The organism is Streptomyces sp. ISL-36, assembly GCF_018614205.1.
In the GTDB taxonomy this organism is placed as follows: Bacteria; Actinomycetota; Actinomycetes; order Streptomycetales; family Streptomycetaceae; genus Streptomyces.
This window is the reverse complement of the sequence record NZ_JAGGOS010000004.1, coordinates 14466-28442: the sequence shown is the minus strand read 5'-3', so window position 1 is coordinate 28442 and position 13977 is coordinate 14466. Positions and strand designations below refer to the sequence as shown.

At 71.8% G+C, this 13977-nt stretch carries 14 protein-coding genes; 7 read left to right on the top strand and 7 right to left on the bottom strand.

Features of this window, described 5'->3' with window-relative positions; all coding sequences use genetic code 11:
• The 3 genes from J7E93_RS00785 to J7E93_RS00775 form a co-directional block, all read left to right on the top strand.
• Positions 1–383: hypothetical protein (locus J7E93_RS00785; protein ID WP_215065133.1), on the top strand; the 383-nt coding region annotated here is incomplete at its 5' end.
• 22 nt (positions 384–405) lie between these two features.
• Positions 406–1173 (top strand): DUF4239 domain-containing protein, encoded by a 768-nt coding sequence (locus J7E93_RS00780; protein WP_215065131.1) that lies wholly within the window; start codon positions 406–408, stop codon positions 1171–1173.
• Positions 1174–1203: 30 nt separating this feature from the next.
• The gene (locus tag J7E93_RS00775) at positions 1204–1695 is read left to right on the top strand and encodes an LURP-one-related/scramblase family protein (protein WP_215065129.1); all 492 of its coding nucleotides are present in this window, start codon (positions 1204–1206) and stop codon (positions 1693–1695) included.
• A 40-nt stretch (positions 1696–1735) separates the two neighbouring features.
• Here the strand turns inward: J7E93_RS00775 and J7E93_RS00770 are convergent, their stop codons facing one another.
• On the bottom strand, positions 1736–2938 hold the full coding sequence (locus J7E93_RS00770) for a PLP-dependent aspartate aminotransferase family protein (protein WP_215065127.1): 1203 nt from the start codon (positions 2936–2938) through the stop codon (positions 1736–1738).
• Between the two features lie 64 nt (positions 2939–3002).
• Between J7E93_RS00770 and J7E93_RS00765 the strand changes: the two genes are divergently transcribed.
• On the top strand, positions 3003–4478 hold the full coding sequence (locus J7E93_RS00765; RefSeq protein ID WP_215065125.1) for a PLP-dependent aminotransferase family protein: 1476 nt from the start codon (positions 3003–3005) through the stop codon (positions 4476–4478).
• A gap of 243 nt (positions 4479–4721) precedes the next feature.
• On the opposite strand, the gene J7E93_RS00760 is transcribed toward J7E93_RS00765, so the two are convergent.
• Positions 4722–5555 (bottom strand): carbon-nitrogen family hydrolase, encoded by an 834-nt coding sequence (locus J7E93_RS00760; protein ID WP_215065123.1) that lies wholly within the window; start codon positions 5553–5555, stop codon positions 4722–4724.
• Positions 5556–5722: 167 nt separating this feature from the next.
• Between J7E93_RS00760 and J7E93_RS00755 the strand changes: the two genes are divergently transcribed.
• Positions 5723–6550 carry a maleylpyruvate isomerase family mycothiol-dependent enzyme gene (locus tag J7E93_RS00755; RefSeq protein WP_215065121.1) on the top strand — a complete coding sequence of 276 codons (828 nt, stop codon included), beginning with the start codon at positions 5723–5725 and terminating at the stop codon, positions 6548–6550.
• 7 nt (positions 6551–6557) lie between these two features.
• Here J7E93_RS00755 and J7E93_RS00750 read toward each other — a convergent pair whose 3' ends face one another.
• From J7E93_RS00750 to pdhA, 5 genes are all read right to left on the bottom strand, one after another.
• Positions 6558–7871, bottom strand: a complete 1314-nt coding sequence (locus tag J7E93_RS00750; protein WP_215065120.1) for a nitrate/nitrite transporter — start codon at positions 7869–7871, stop codon at positions 6558–6560.
• Positions 7868–8509 carry a GntR family transcriptional regulator gene (locus J7E93_RS00745; RefSeq protein WP_215065118.1) on the bottom strand — a complete coding sequence of 214 codons (642 nt, stop codon included), beginning with the start codon at positions 8507–8509 and terminating at the stop codon, positions 7868–7870. The genes J7E93_RS00750 and J7E93_RS00745 overlap by 4 nt, the downstream gene beginning before the upstream one ends.
• A gap of 249 nt (positions 8510–8758) precedes the next feature.
• Positions 8759–10126, bottom strand: coding sequence for a dihydrolipoamide acetyltransferase family protein (locus J7E93_RS00740; RefSeq protein WP_215065135.1), 1368 nt, complete (start codon positions 10124–10126; stop codon positions 8759–8761).
• 31 nt (positions 10127–10157) lie between these two features.
• Entirely contained in the window at positions 10158–11138 is a 981-nt protein-coding gene (locus tag J7E93_RS00735; RefSeq protein ID WP_215065116.1) for an alpha-ketoacid dehydrogenase subunit beta, read from the bottom strand.
• 2 nt (positions 11139–11140) lie between these two features.
• The gene (gene pdhA, locus J7E93_RS00730) at positions 11141–12319 is read right to left on the bottom strand and encodes a pyruvate dehydrogenase (acetyl-transferring) E1 component subunit alpha (protein ID WP_215065114.1); all 1179 of its coding nucleotides are present in this window, start codon (positions 12317–12319) and stop codon (positions 11141–11143) included.
• Positions 12320–12674: 355 nt separating this feature from the next.
• Between pdhA and J7E93_RS00725 the strand changes: the two genes are divergently transcribed.
• Both J7E93_RS00725 and J7E93_RS00720 read left to right on the top strand, forming a co-directional pair.
• A complete protein-coding gene (locus tag J7E93_RS00725; RefSeq protein ID WP_215065112.1) occupies positions 12675–13334 on the top strand; it encodes a response regulator transcription factor in 660 nt (219 codons plus the stop codon).
• A gap of 192 nt (positions 13335–13526) precedes the next feature.
• Positions 13527–13967 (top strand): pyridoxamine 5'-phosphate oxidase family protein, encoded by a 441-nt coding sequence (locus J7E93_RS00720; RefSeq protein WP_215065110.1) that lies wholly within the window; start codon positions 13527–13529, stop codon positions 13965–13967.
• The last annotated feature ends 10 nt before the right edge of the window (positions 13968–13977 follow it).

Below are 13977 nucleotides of genomic sequence, written 5' to 3'. Positions count from 1 at the left end.
GGCCAGGACTTCCCGGCGCGGGCGCCCCAGGGGCCGGCCTCCCCGGCCCCGGCCCCGGTCCGAGCGCAGGTGCCAGTGCGGGGGCCAGTGCGGGGGCGGCACCGCCCACCGCCCCCGTCGTACCGCGGTCTCCGGCCGCCGTCGTACCGCCGCCTCCCGCCCCGGTCGTACCGCCCCCGAACCCGCCCCCCAACCCGCCTCCACCCCGCGCGAACCGTCCCGAGGACGCCACCGTCGTCGCCCCCGTCGGCGAGGAGGGGCTCCTGGCGCGGCTGCATCGCCGCTCCCGCGAGCTCCCCGAGCTCACGGTCGTCATGGTCCTGCTGCTGTTGCTGATCCCCGCGGCGATCGCCGCCGCCCTCCTCGGCTCCCGCCCGCGTTGACCACGAAAGGCATGAAGGCACCATGGCCCTGCTGGAAACCTTCGTCGTGGTGCTCGGCGTCGCCGTGGTCGCCGCGCTCGCCGTGGTCGCCAAGACCAGGCTGTTCCCGGTCGAGGAGGACGAGGAGCCCCGCGAGGACGTCGCCGAGTACATCGCGATGATGGTGTCGGTCCTGTACGCCGTGGTGCTCGGGCTCTGCCTCGTCTCGGTCTGGGACAACCGCGCGTCGGCCGCCGACCACGTCCAGGCCGAGGCGAGCGCCCTGCACCAGACGTACCTGCTGGCCTCCTCCCTCCCGGAGGACCGGCAAGGGCCCCTTCGCGCCGCCGCCCGCTCGTACGCCGACCACGTCGTCAGCGTCGAGTGGCCGCGCATGGCCGCCCGCGAACCCCTCGACGCGTCGGGCTGGTCCCTGGTCGACCGGCTCCGCGCCGCCGGCGAGGTGCGTGAGACGACCTCGGTCTCCCAGCAGATCGCCGCCCAGGAGATCCTCGCCCAGATCGGCTACGTGGACGACGCCCGGCGGGGCCGCGAGGCCGCCGCCCAGGAACGGCTGTCACCCGTCCTGTGGACGGGCCTGATCATCGGCGGTGCGCTGACCCTGGCCTTCATGTTCCTCTTCGGCATCAGGCGGAGCTTCACCCATATGGTCATGGTCATGGGCCTGGCCGGGTTCATCGCCTTCACGGTGCTGCTGATCCATCAGCTCGACTCCCCCTTCGGCGAGATGCTCGGCACCTCCTCCGAACCCTTCACCCGCTATTTCGCCGTCCGCGACTCCCCGGCGTGAAGCGTCTCCGCCCGGGGAACGCATACCGCCATGAAATATCTCGTACGGGACAAGATCTTCGCTGTCGGCGACGACTACTGGATCGAGGACGAGCACGGCCGCCATGCCTTCCTGGTCGACGGCAAGGCCCTGCGGCTGCGCGACACTCTGGAGCTGAAGGACCCCGCCGGGCAGGTCCTGATCACCCTGCGCCAGAAGCTGTTCAGCGTGCGGGACGCGATGACGATCGAGCGGGACGACCGCCCGCTCGCCACGATCCGCAGGAAGCGGCTCTCGCTGCTGCGCAACCACTACCGGGTCACGCTGGTCGAGGGCACCGAGCTGGATGTCAGCGGCCGGATCCTGGACCGGGAGTTCACCGTCGAGTACGACGGCGAACTCCTCGCCCACATCTCCCGGCAGTGGTTCCACGTCCGGGACACCTACGCCGTCAACGTGGTCCGCGAGGACGCCGACGCGGCGCTGCTGATCGGGGTCGCGGTGTGCGTGATCCGGATGGCGGAGCGGGAACGGGAGGACTGACGCGGCCCGCCCCCTCGCGCCGCGGACCCCGGCCCTGGGCTCAGGACACCTTCGTCGCCCGGTCCAGCGCCTGCTCCACGTCCGCCCAGAGGTCCTCGACGTGCTCGATGCCGGTGGACATCCGTACCGTCCCCTGGCCGATGCCCGCCGCGTCGAGGGCCGCCGCGTCCAGCTGACGGTGCGAGGTGGAGGCCGGGTGCATCACCAGGGTCTTCACATCGCCGAGCGAGGCGGTCAGGGAGGCCACGCGGACCGCCTCGATGAAGGTGCGGCCCGCCTCACGCCCACCGGCGAGGTCGAAGGAGACGACCCCGCCGCCGCCCTTCGGGAGCAGCCGCCGCGCCACGGCGTGGTCCGGGTGCCCGGCCAGAGCGGGGTGGCGGACGGCCGACACCGCCGGGTGCGCGGCGATCCGGCCGGCCAGGTCGAGGGCGCTCGCGCTCTGCCGCTCGATGCGCAGCGGCAGGGTCTGCAGGCCGCGCAGGGTCAGCCAGGCGGCGAACGGGTCGGTGACGGCGCCCTGTTCGACGGCGTAATGGCGGATGCGGCCGTACAGCTCGGCGTCCTTGAAGACGGCGATCCCGCCGAGGACGTCCGCGTGACCGGCCAGGTACTTGGTCGCCGAGTGGATCACGATGTCCGCGCCGAACTCGATCGGCCGGCACAGCAGCGGCGAGGCGAAGGTGTTGTCGACGGCGCTGGGGACGCCGGCCTCGGCGGCGACGGCGATCAGGGCGGGCAGATCGGCGACCCGGGTGGTCGGGTTGGCGATGGTCTCCAGGTAGAGCAGCCGCGTCTCGGGCCGCATCGCCCGTCGCACCTCCTCGGGGTCGGTCCCGGAGACGTACGTGACCTCGACGCCCCAGCGCGCGGCGAGGTCGGTCAGGACCGCGTACGTACCGCCGTAGAGGCAGCGCTGTGCGATGACGTGGTCCCCGTTGGAGAGCAGTCCGAGCAGGACGCCGTTGATGGCGCCCATGCCGGAGGCGTACGAGAGGGCGGCGGCTCCGCCCTCCAGGCGGGTGACGGCGTCCTCAAGGGCGCGGACGGTGGGGTTGCCGAGGCGGCTGTAGAGGAAGGTGTCGGGCGAGTGGAAGGCGTCGGCCATCGCGTCGGCGCTGTCGAAGGTGAAGACGTGCCCCTGGTGGAGGGGGACGCCGAGGGGGGTGCTGCCGGTGACCCGTACCTGGGGCGGGTGGACGGCGAGGGTCTCGGGCCGGAGTGGTGCGGTGTCGTCGCTCATGGAACCCAGTGAAGGGGCAACCGGCTTGCGGGCACAGGACCAATCACGGCAGATTGGTCCGGCGATGGAGCCAATTCCTCTCTCCCTGGACGACCTTGTCGCCCGTCTCGGCCGCTGGTCGGCGGGCCGTGGGCCGCTGTACCTCCTCCTTGCCGCCCGTTTCCGGCAGTTGATCGACGACGGTCTGCTGGCCCCCGGCTCCGTGCTGCCGCCCGACCGGCGGCTCTCCGCCGCGCTCGCGGTCGGCCGGACGACGGTCGTGGCGGCGTACGACACCCTGCGTCAGGAGGGGCGGCTGATGCGGCGGCAGGGCAGCGGGACGCGGGTCGCGTCCGCCGCGCTCGCGCCGGGTCCCCGGGTGCGGGAGACGTCCAACCCGCTCTTCCTGCACCTGCTGGAGGCGCCGGACGACGTGATCCTGCTGAGCTGCGCGGCGCCGGTGGGTCCACCGCCCGAACTGGCGCTGGCGTACCGGACGATGATCCTGCCGGACGGTGATCTGGGCTACCACCCGGCGGGGCTCCCGGCCCTGCGGACGGCGATCGCGGCGCGGTACGGGGTACGGGGTGTCCCGACCGGTCCGGAGCAGATCCTGGTCACCACGGGCGCCCAACAGGCCCTGGCGTTGGTGACCCGGCTCCTGGTGGCGCCCGGTGACGGGGTGCTGGTCGAGTCGCCGACGTACCCGGGGGCGCTCGACCTGTTCCGGGAGGCGGCGGCGGTGCCGCATCCGGTGGCGGTGGGGGCGGACGGGATCGGCGTGGCGGAGGCGATCCGGGTGATGGTCCGTCACCGTCCCGCGCTGGCCTACGTCGTCCCGCGCTTCCAGAACCCGACCGGTACCGTGCTGCCGCCGCTGGCCGGGCGGCGCCTCGTCGAGGCGGCGAACAGGATGGGGGTGCCGCTCGTCGACGACGAGGTGCTCGCCGACCTCGCGTTCGAGCCCGGGCCGGCGCAGCAGCCGCTGTCGTCGTTCGGCGAGGTGATCGGGGTGGGCTCGCTCAGCAAGGTGGTGTGGGGCGGGCTGCGCATCGGCTGGGTGCGGGGGCCGGCGGCCATGGTCTCCCGGCTGGCCCGGCTGAAGGCCATCCACGACCTGGGGAGCGATGTGCCGGCGCAGTTGGCGGCCGTCCGGCTGCTGGACGGCTTCGATCCGATCGTGGCCGGCCGGGTGCGGGCGCTGCGCTCGGGCCACGACCATCTCCGGGCGGAGCTGGCTCGGCTGCTGCCGTCCTGGAGCTGTCCTCCGGCGTCGGGCGGCCAGACGCTGTGGGTCCGCCTCCCCTACGGCGACGGTGTCGCCTTCGCCCAGGTCGCGCTCCGCCACGGGGTGGCGGTGCTGCCGGGCGCCACGATGGACGCGCTCGGCGGCAGCACCCGGCGCCTGCGGCTGCACTTCCTGCTGCCGCCTGCCGTGCTGTCGGAGGCGGTACGGAGGCTGGCGGCGGCCTGGCGCGAGTACGCACCGGAGCCCGCCGCACCCAGGCCGGGGCCGGGCCCGGGGACGTCCCCGGCGGCGCTGCACGCGATCACGGTCTGAACCCGCCACCCGGGCCGCCCGGCCCCCGCAACCACGCCCACGCGCCCCTGCTCCGCGCCACTGCCACGCGCCGCGCCCCGAGCCACTCCCACGCGCTCTCTGACGCGCCGCGAGCGCCGTCACGCGCCACACCCACTCCCACGCGCCGCGCCCCGAGCGACGCCCGCGCGCTGTGACGCGCCCCGAGCGCCGTCACGCGACGCGCATCCCGCCCGCGCGCGCCGTGCCCCGGGTCCGCGCCGCTCAGCCCCGCTCGGGGCCGGCCCCCGGTCCCCGCTCGGGGCGGTCCAGGCCCAGGACCCGGTCCTTCAGGGCGGGGAACTGGTCCCTTGTCGTGAGCACCTTCGCCGGGTCGAGGGTGACGCGCAGGATCTCCTCGTCCGGGCCCGCCTCCGCGAGGACCTCGCCCCACGGGTCCACCACGATCGAGTGACCGGCCTGCTCCACGCCCGCGTGCGTCCCGGCGGTGCCGCAGGCCAGCATGTACGCCTGGTTCTCCACCGCCCTCGCCTGCGCCAGGAGCGTCCAGTGCGCACGCCGGCGGGCGGGCCAGCCGGCCGGGACGACGAAGACGCCCGCGCCCGCGTCCACCAGGCGCCGGAACAGTTCGGGGAAACGCAGGTCGTAACAGGTGGCGACGCCGAGCGTCAGCGGCGCCGGCAGGAGCGGCAGCGCGACCGTCACCGGCTCCTCGCCCGCCGCCATCATCACGGCCTCGCCCTTGTCGAATCCGAAGCGGTGGATCTTGCGGTAGCTCGCCGCGAGTTCGCCCTCCGGCGAGAAGACCAGCGAGGTGTTGTAGAGGGCACCGCCCGCCGCCTCGACGATCGACCCGGCGTGCAGCCAGACCTCCGCGTCCCGGGCGGCCGCCGCCATCGCCTCGTACGTGGGCCCCTTCAGCCGCTCGGACTCCGCCGCGAAGGACTCGTACGCGAACGCCCCCATCGGCCACAGCTCCGGCAGGACGACGAGGTCCGCGGCGCCGCGCTCCTGCCGTACCAGAGCCGCCACCCGCGCCCGACGGGAATCGACCGGTTCGTCCTGGTCTACTGCGATCTGGATCAGCGAGGCGCGCACACTACCACCGTCCTGGCATTCGAGCCGTCAATGCAGGCCTACGATCGTCACACGAAAGCACTGCCGGGGTGCCTTCGGGCAGCGTAACTTAGCGTCCGAGCCTCCCACGCAGTCTTGTTTTCAGCTCGCTTTTCAGCCCGCGCACCGCAGAACCGCCGAGGGGTCCCGTGACCGTCCATCCCAGCCTCCAGACCTACGCCGACGCCTGGACCCACTCCATCGAAGCGATAGCAGAGCTGGTGCAGCCGCTCGTGGAAGGCGAATGGAACCGCGCCACACCGTGCCCGGGCTGGTCGGTGCGCGACATCGTGTCCCATGTGATCGGCATGGAGTGCGAGATGCTGGGCGACCCGCGCCCCATCCACTCCCTGCCCCGCGACCTCTACCACGTGCGCAGTGACTTCGCCCGCTACATGGAGATGCAGGTCGATGTGCGGCGGCACCACACCGGCCCCGAGATGACCTCGGAGCTGGAGTACATCCTGATCCGCAGGGCCCGCCAGCTGCGCAACGAGAACCGGAAGCCCGACCATCTGATCCGTGCCCCCCTCGGCGCCGAGCAGACCCTGGAACTGGCGTACCGGATGCGCGCCTTCGACGTCTGGGTCCACGAGCAGGACCTGCGCACCACGCTCCGTAAGCCCGGCAACCTGGACTCCCCCGGTGCGCTGGTCACCCGTGACGTGCTGCTCGAAGCGCTGCCGAAGGTGGTCGCCAAGGACGCGGGAGCGCCGGCGAGTTCGGCGGTCGTCTTCGACGTCCACGGTCCGGTCGAGTTCCTGCGCACGGTGCGGGTGGACGCGGAGGGCCGGGGTTCGGTCGACGGGGCTCCCTCGCTGGGGCCCGCGGCGACGCTGGCGATGGACTGGGAGACGTACGTCCGGCTCGCCTGCGGCCGGGTCCGGCCGGCCGAGGTGGCCGACCGGGTCAAGTCCGAGGGCGACCTGGACCTGGCGCAGGCGATCCTGGACAACTTCGCGGTGACGCCCCGGTAGGGCCTGCCTACACCGGTACGTGCACGGCCTCGACCCGGCTGGCGACCAGTCGTTCCCGCTCGCGCTTGGCGGTGCGGGCCTTGAGGCGCAGGATCTGCACGATGCCCAGCGCCTCCAGGACGAAGACGGAGGAGAAGGCGATCCGGTAGTTGTCACCGGTGGCGTCGAGGAGGACGCCGACCGCGAGCAGGGTCGTCATCGAGGCCACGAAACCGCCCATGTTGACGATTCCCGACGCCGTTCCCTGACGTTCCGGCGGGTTGGCCGGGCGGGCGAAGTCGAAGCCGATCATCGAGGCGGGGCCGCAGGCGCCGAGGACCGCGCAGAGTGTGATCAGCAGCCACATCGGGGCCCGGTCCGCGGGGTAGGCGACGGTGGTTCCCCACAGGAGGGCGGTCGCCGCGACGGTGCCGAGGGCCAGCGGGGCGCGCGCCGCATGGTGTCGGGCGATGATCTGCCCGTAGGCGAGGCCGACGACCATGTTGGAGAGCACCACGAGCGTCAGCAGCTCACCGGCGACTCCCCGGGAGAGGCCCTGGGCCTCGACCAGGAACGGCATCCCCCACAGGAGCAGGAAGACCATCGCGGGGAACTGGGTGGTGAAGTGGACCCACATGCCGAGCCGGGTGCCGGGCTCCCGCCAGGACTCGGCGATCTGCCGCCGGACGAACGCGGCACCGGCGTGCGGCGCGGGCGCGGGCTCGTGCCCGTCGGGGTGGTCCTTGAGGAAGAGCAGCAGCAGGACGAGCACCACCACGCCCGCGGCCGAGCTGCCGACGAAGGTCGCCGTCCAGCCCATGCCGTGCAGCGCCCGGGCGATGAAGAGGGTCGAGACGAGGTTGCCGGCCATGCCGAAGAGGGCGGCGACCTGGCCGATGAGGGGCCCGCGCCGGGCGGGGAACCAGCGGGAGCCCAGCCGCAGCACGCTGATGAAGGTCATCGCGTCGCCGCAGCCGAGCAGCGCGCGGGAGGCGAGCGCCATGCCGTACGAGGGGGAGAGCGCGAAGCCCAGCTGCCCGACGGTGAAGAGAACGACCCCCAGGGTCAGCACCTTCTTGGTGCCGAGCCGGTCGACCATCAGGCCGACGGGTATCTGCATGCCGGCGTAGACGAGCAGCTGGAGGATGGAGAAGGTGGAGAGGGCGGAGGCGTTGACGTCGAAGCGGTCGGCGGCGTCGAGGCCGGCGACGCCCAACGACGTACGGAAGATGACGGCGACGAAGTAGACCGCGACGCCGACGCCCCAGACGAGGGCGGCGCGCCGGCCGCCGGGAGGGTCACCGGGCAGGGTGACGGCGGATCCGAATCCCCTTCCGCTCACCGTGCCTCACCCCGGACCAGGACCTTGACCCAGCTCAGGTGGAGCCTGACGCAGGCGGCCGCGCCCTCGACGTCGCCCTCCCGGATCCGCTCCAGGATCTCGGCGTGTTCGGCGATGTTCTTGGCGATGCGGTCCGGCTGGGACTGCATCACGGCGACGCCCATCCGCAGCTGACGGTCGCGCAGCTGGTCGTAGAGGCGGGCGAGGATCTGGTTCCCGGCGTGCTTGACGATCTCGGCGTGGAAGCAGCGGTCGGTGACGGCGACCTCGGCCAGGTCCCCGGCCTCGGCCCGCTGCTTCTGCTCCTCCAGGAGCTCTTCGAGCCGGGCGATCAGTGTGGGGGATGCGGGCACGGCGCGGCGGACGGCGAACTCCTCGACGAGCAGCCGCGTCTCGACGACATCGGCGATCTCCTGCGCGGAGACGGCGAGGACGAGGGCGCCCTTCTTCGGGTAGAGCTTGAGCAGCCCTTCCATCTCCAGCTTGAGCAGCGCCTCCCGCACGGGCGTCCGGGAGACTCCGACGGCCAGGGCGAGTTCGCCCTCGGTGAGCAGCGTCCCTCCCTCGTACCGGCGGTCCAGGACCGCCTGCTTGACGTGCATGTAGACGCGGTCGGCTGCTGGAGGTGCGGATGCCATGCGCACAGCTTAGATACAACAGGGGTGCAACAGACAGTCGTGTCCGCGATACGGACGAGAGGCCCGGCCCCGGTGCGACGTGACGCCCGCACGAGGGGAAACCCCCGGCCGGGCGTCACGGGCCCTTCGACCCACGGAGCGGAGAGGCGGGTCAGCTCGGCCGGAAGAGGGAGGGGCCCGGACGCCGCCCACCGGCGTCCGGGCCCCTCCTCCACGGGGCGTTTCACGTGAAACGACACCCTTGACGCATCACGCCCAGGTGATCAACCGCTTCGGCTGCTCCAGGATCGCGGCGACGTCCGCCAGGAACTTCGAGCCGAGCTCACCGTCGACCAGACGGTGGTCGAAGGAGAGCGCCAGTGTCGTGACCTGACGCGGCTTCACCTTGCCCTTGTGGACCCACGGCTGGAGCTTGATCGCTCCGACCGCGAGGATCGCGGACTCGCCCGGGTTGAGGATGGGCGTACCGGTGTCGACGCCGAAGACGCCGACGTTGGTGATGGTGAAGGTGCCGCCCTGCATCGCCGCCGGGGTCGTCTTGCCCTCGCGGGCGGTGGCGACCAGCTCGCTCAGGGACCGCGACAGCTCAGGCAGCGTCTGGGCGTGCGCGTCCTTGATGTTCGGCACGATCAGACCGCGCGGAGTGGCCGCGGCGATGCCCAGGTTGACGTAGTGCTTGAGCACGATCTCCTGGTTCGCCTCGTCCCAGGCCGCGTTGATCTCCGGGTTGCGCTTGACGGCGACCAGGACGGCCTTGGCGATGAGGAGCAGCGGGTTGACCCGCAGGCCCGCCATGTCCTTGTCGGACTTGAGCTCCTCGACCAGCTTCATCGTGCGCGTGATGTCGAAGGTGACGAACTCGGTGACGTGCGGCGCGGTGAAGGCCGAGCCGACCATCGCCGCCGCCGTGGCCTTGCGTACGCCCTTGATGGGGACACGGGTCTCCCGCGCGTCCGACGCCACGGCGGGCGCCGCCGCCGGGACGGCCGCGGGCTCGGGGGCCCGCACCGGGGTGGGCGCCTCGACAGCGGGCGCCGGGGCGGCCGCCGCGTGGACGTCCTCGCGGGTGATGATCCCGTCCGGGCCGGTCGGGGTGACCGTCGCCAGGTCGACCCCGAGGTCCTTGGCGAGCTTGCGCACCGGCGGCTTGGCCAGCGGCCGGGCGGCTGCCGGCCCGTGCCCGTTGAGCTGCTCCGGAACGGAGACGGGAGCGGCGGCGGCCGGGGCGGCCGTATCGGTCTTGCGGGCACGGCGCTTGGTCGAGGTCGCGGCCACGCCGTAGCCGACGAGGACCGGCTGACGGCCCTGGGGCTCGGCCTCCGCCTCCTCGGCCTCCGGCGCCTCGGCCGGGGTTTCGACCGGGGCCTGGACCGGGGCTTCGGCCTCCGCCGTACCGCCGCCGACGTTCACCGAGATGATCACCTCGCCGACGTCGACCGTCGTGCCCTCGGGGAAGCGCAGCTCGTGGACCACGCCGTCGAAGGGGCTCGGCAGCTCGACGGCGGCCTTGGCCGTCTCGACCTCGCAGACGACCTGGCCGTCGGCGACGGTGTCACCGGGCTGGACGTACCACTTGAGGATCTCGGCCTCGGTGAGGCCCTCGCCCACATCGGGCATCTTGAATTCGCGGATCGTCACGATGCTCTCCTCAGTACGCCAGCGAGCGGTCGACGGCGTCGAGCACGCGGTCCAGGCCCGGCAGGTACTCCTCCTCCAGGCGCGCCGGCGGGTACGGCGCGTGGTAGCCGCCGACCCGCAGGACGGGGGCCTCCAGGTGGTAGAAGCAGCGCTCGGTGATCCGGGCGGCGATCTCCGCACCGGAGCCGTAGAACACCGGCGCCTCGTGCACCACGACCAGGCGGCGGGTCTTCTCGACCGAGGTCTGGATCGCGTCGAAGTCGATCGGGGACATCGAGCGCAGGTCCAGGACCTCCACCGACTTGCCCTCCTCCTGGGCGGCCGCGGCGGCCTCCAGGCAGACCTTCACCATCGGGCCGTACGCGGCGAGGGTGAGGTCCGTGCCCTGACGGGCCACCCGCGCCTTGTGCAGCTCGCCCGGGATGGCCTCGGTGTCGACCTCGCCCTTGTCCCAGTACCGGCGCTTGGGCTCGAAGAAGATGACCGGGTCGTCGCTCTGGATGGCCTGCTGGAGCATCCAGTAGGCGTCGCTCGAGTTCGACGGCGAGACGACCTTGAGGCCCGCGACGTGCGCGAAGAGCGCCTCGGGGGACTCGGAGTGGTGCTCGACCGCGCCGATGCCGCCGCCGTACGGGATACGGACGACGACCGGCATCTTGATCTTGCCGAGCGCACGGGCGTGCATCTTGGCGAGCTGCGTGACGATCTGGTCGTACGCGGGGAAGACGAACCCGTCGAACTGGATCTCGACGACGGGCCGGTAGCCGCGCAGGGCCAGGCCGATCGCGGTGCCGACGATGCCGGACTCGGCGAGCGGGGTGTCGATGACCCGGTCCTCGCCGAAGTCCTTCTGCAGCCCGTCGGTGACCCGGAAGACGCCGCCGAGCTTTCCGACGTCCTCGCCCATGATGAGGACCTTGGGGTCGGTCTCCAGGGCCTTGCGGAGCGACTCGTTGAGCGCCTTGGCGAGCGGAAGCTTCTGTACAGCCATGGTTACTTGACCTCGCCCTCAGCGCCGGAGTCCGCGAACGACGCCTGGTAGGCGGCGAACTGTGCGCGCTCCTCGTCGACGAGCGCGTGCCCGTCGGCGTAGACATTCTCGAAGATCGCCATGTGGTCCGGGTCGGGCATGGCACGGACGGCCTCACGGACGCGCTTGCCGAGCGTCTCGCTCTCCGTCTCCAGCTCCTCGAAGAAGGCGGCGTCGGCGTGGCCCGCCTTCTCCAGGTACGCCTTGAGGCGCAGGATCGGGTCCTTCGCCTCCCAGGCCTCGCGCTCCTCGTCGGCGCGGTACTTGGTCGGGTCGTCGGAGGTGGTGTGAGCGCCCATGCGGTAGGTGAAGGCCTCGACCAGCGTGGGGCCCTCGCCGCGGCGGGCACGCTCCAGCGCGGACCGGGTCACCGCCAGGCAGGCGAGGACGTCGTTGCCGTCGACCCGTACGCCCGGGAAGCCGTAACCCTGCGCGCGCTGGTAGAGCGGGACGCGGGTCTGCCTCTCGGTCGGCTCGGAGATCGCCCACTGGTTGTTCTGGCAGAAGAACACGACCGGGGCGTTGTAGACCGCGGAGAAGGTGAACGACTCGGCGACATCGCCCTGGCTGGACGCGCCGTCGCCGAAGTACGCGATCACGGCCGAGTCCGCGCCGTCCTTGGCGACGCCCATGGCGTAGCCGGTGGCGTGCAGGGTCTGCGAACCGATGACGATCGTGTACAGGTGGAAATTGTTGGTGTTGGGGTCCCAGCCACCGTGGTTCACCCCACGGAACATGCCCAGCAGATTGGTCGGGTCGACCCCGCGGCACCAGGCGACGCCGTGCTCCCGGTAGGTCGGGAAGACGTAGTCGTCGTCGCGCAGCGCGCGGCCGGAGCCGATCTGCGCGGCCTCCTGGCCGAGCAGCGACGCCCACAGTCCCAGCTCGCCCTGGCGCTGCAGAGCGGTGGCCTCGGCGTCGAAGCGGCGGGTGAGGACCATGTCCCGGTACAGGCCGCGCAGCTCGTCGGCGCTCAGATCGATGTCGTACTCGGGGTGCGAGACGCGCTCCCCTTCGGGCGTCAGCAACTGAACGAGCTCGGGCTCGGCGCCCTGCCCCTTCTTGGCGCCCGCGCTGGCAGTGCGCTTGGTGCCGCTGCTGCGTCGCGTCGTCTTGCGCGCGGCAGTGCTTTCCACGGTCACGTGCGTGCTCCTCCGTCGGTCCGGCCCCCGGGTTCGCCGGGTGGGCCTGGGGTCCCCCTACCGCAGGTAAGGGGAGGCTCGCCCTTTCGGCCCGCGCACGGGGTGGGTGCGACTCGGCCGGGGTCGGGCGTGACAGGTGCCCCGGCGAGCGCCCTGTCATAGGCACGTTACCCAGTGCGCCGCATTCCTGCGAAACCCCATTTGACCTGCGATTTTGCTTGGATTTCCAAGTAAATCGAGAAATGCGGAAACACAGCTGGTCAGCGCGGTGCAACGGCCTTGAGGCCGCCGGAACACGGGCACGTTATCCCGGCACACCCGGGCACGGGAAGAGCCAATATGTGAGACTGACCCCGTGCGCGAAGAGGGAAAAATCCGGGTATTTCTGTTGGACGACCATGAAGTGGTCCGGCGCGGCGTCCACGAGTTGCTCTCCGTGGAGGACGACATCGAGGTGGTCGGCGAGGCCGGTACGGCCGCGGACGCCCTGGCCAGGATCCCCGCGACCCGCCCCGACGTGGCCGTGCTCGACGTCCGGCTGCCCGACGGCAGCGGGGTCGAGGTCTGCCGCGAGGTGCGTTCACAGAACGACCAGGTCAAATGCCTGATGCTCACCTCCTACGCCGACGACGAGGCGCTCTTCGACGCGATCATGGCCGGGGCCTCCGGCTATGTCCTCAAGGCCATCCGGGGCAACGAGCTCCTGTCGGCGGTGCGCGACGTGGCGGCCGGCAAGTCCCTGCTCGACCCGGTCGCCACCGCGCGCGTCCTGGAGCGGCTGCGGGACGGGAACACCCCGAAGGGTGACGACAAGCTCGCCAATCTGACGGATCAGGAACGCAAGATTCTGGATCTGATCGGCGAGGGCCTGACCAACCGGGTCATCGGTGAGCGGCTCCACCTCGCGGAGAAGACCATCAAGAACTACGTCTCCAGTCTGCTGTCGAAGCTGGGCATGGAGCGGCGGTCCCAGGCCGCGGCCTACGTGGCCCGGATGCAGGCCGAGCGCCACTGACCCTTCCCGGCCCTGACCGGCGGGCCCGATTCGGGTCCGGGCCGGCGGGCCCGATTCGGGTCCGGGCCGGCGGGCCCGATTCGGGTCCGGGCCGGCTGTGGAAGAACGGGCCCGATTCGGGACCTTCGTCCCGGCCGGCCGGGACAGGGGGCCCCTTCTCCGGCCCGGCGCCGGTGGCGGAGAGTGGAAGCCATGTCCACCGAGGAGATCCGCGCCATCGAGCTGCTGACCCGTGTGTCCTACGGCCGGGTGGCGACGATCATGCGGGCGATGCCCTTCGTCGCACCCGCCCGGCACATCGTGGACGACGGCCGCGTCCTGCTCCTGATGCACCGGGGACTCGGCTACCACCGGGCCTGCGCCGGCGGCGTGGTCGCCTACGGCGCGGACAACCTCAACTCCGGCGCCGCCACCCTATGGTCCGTGCAGTTCACCGGCACCGCCGAGGTCGTCGAACCGACCGAGGCACAGAGGGCCGCATTCGGCCCCGCGCCCGAGATGGTGGACGGCGAGCCCTTCGACCCGGTGTACATGCGCGTCGAGCCGCAGTTCGTGACCGTGCACACGCTCGATCCCACCACCGAGCCGCCCTCGACCCCTTCCGGGGAGCGACATTTCCACCACGTAGCGTGATCTAACATTT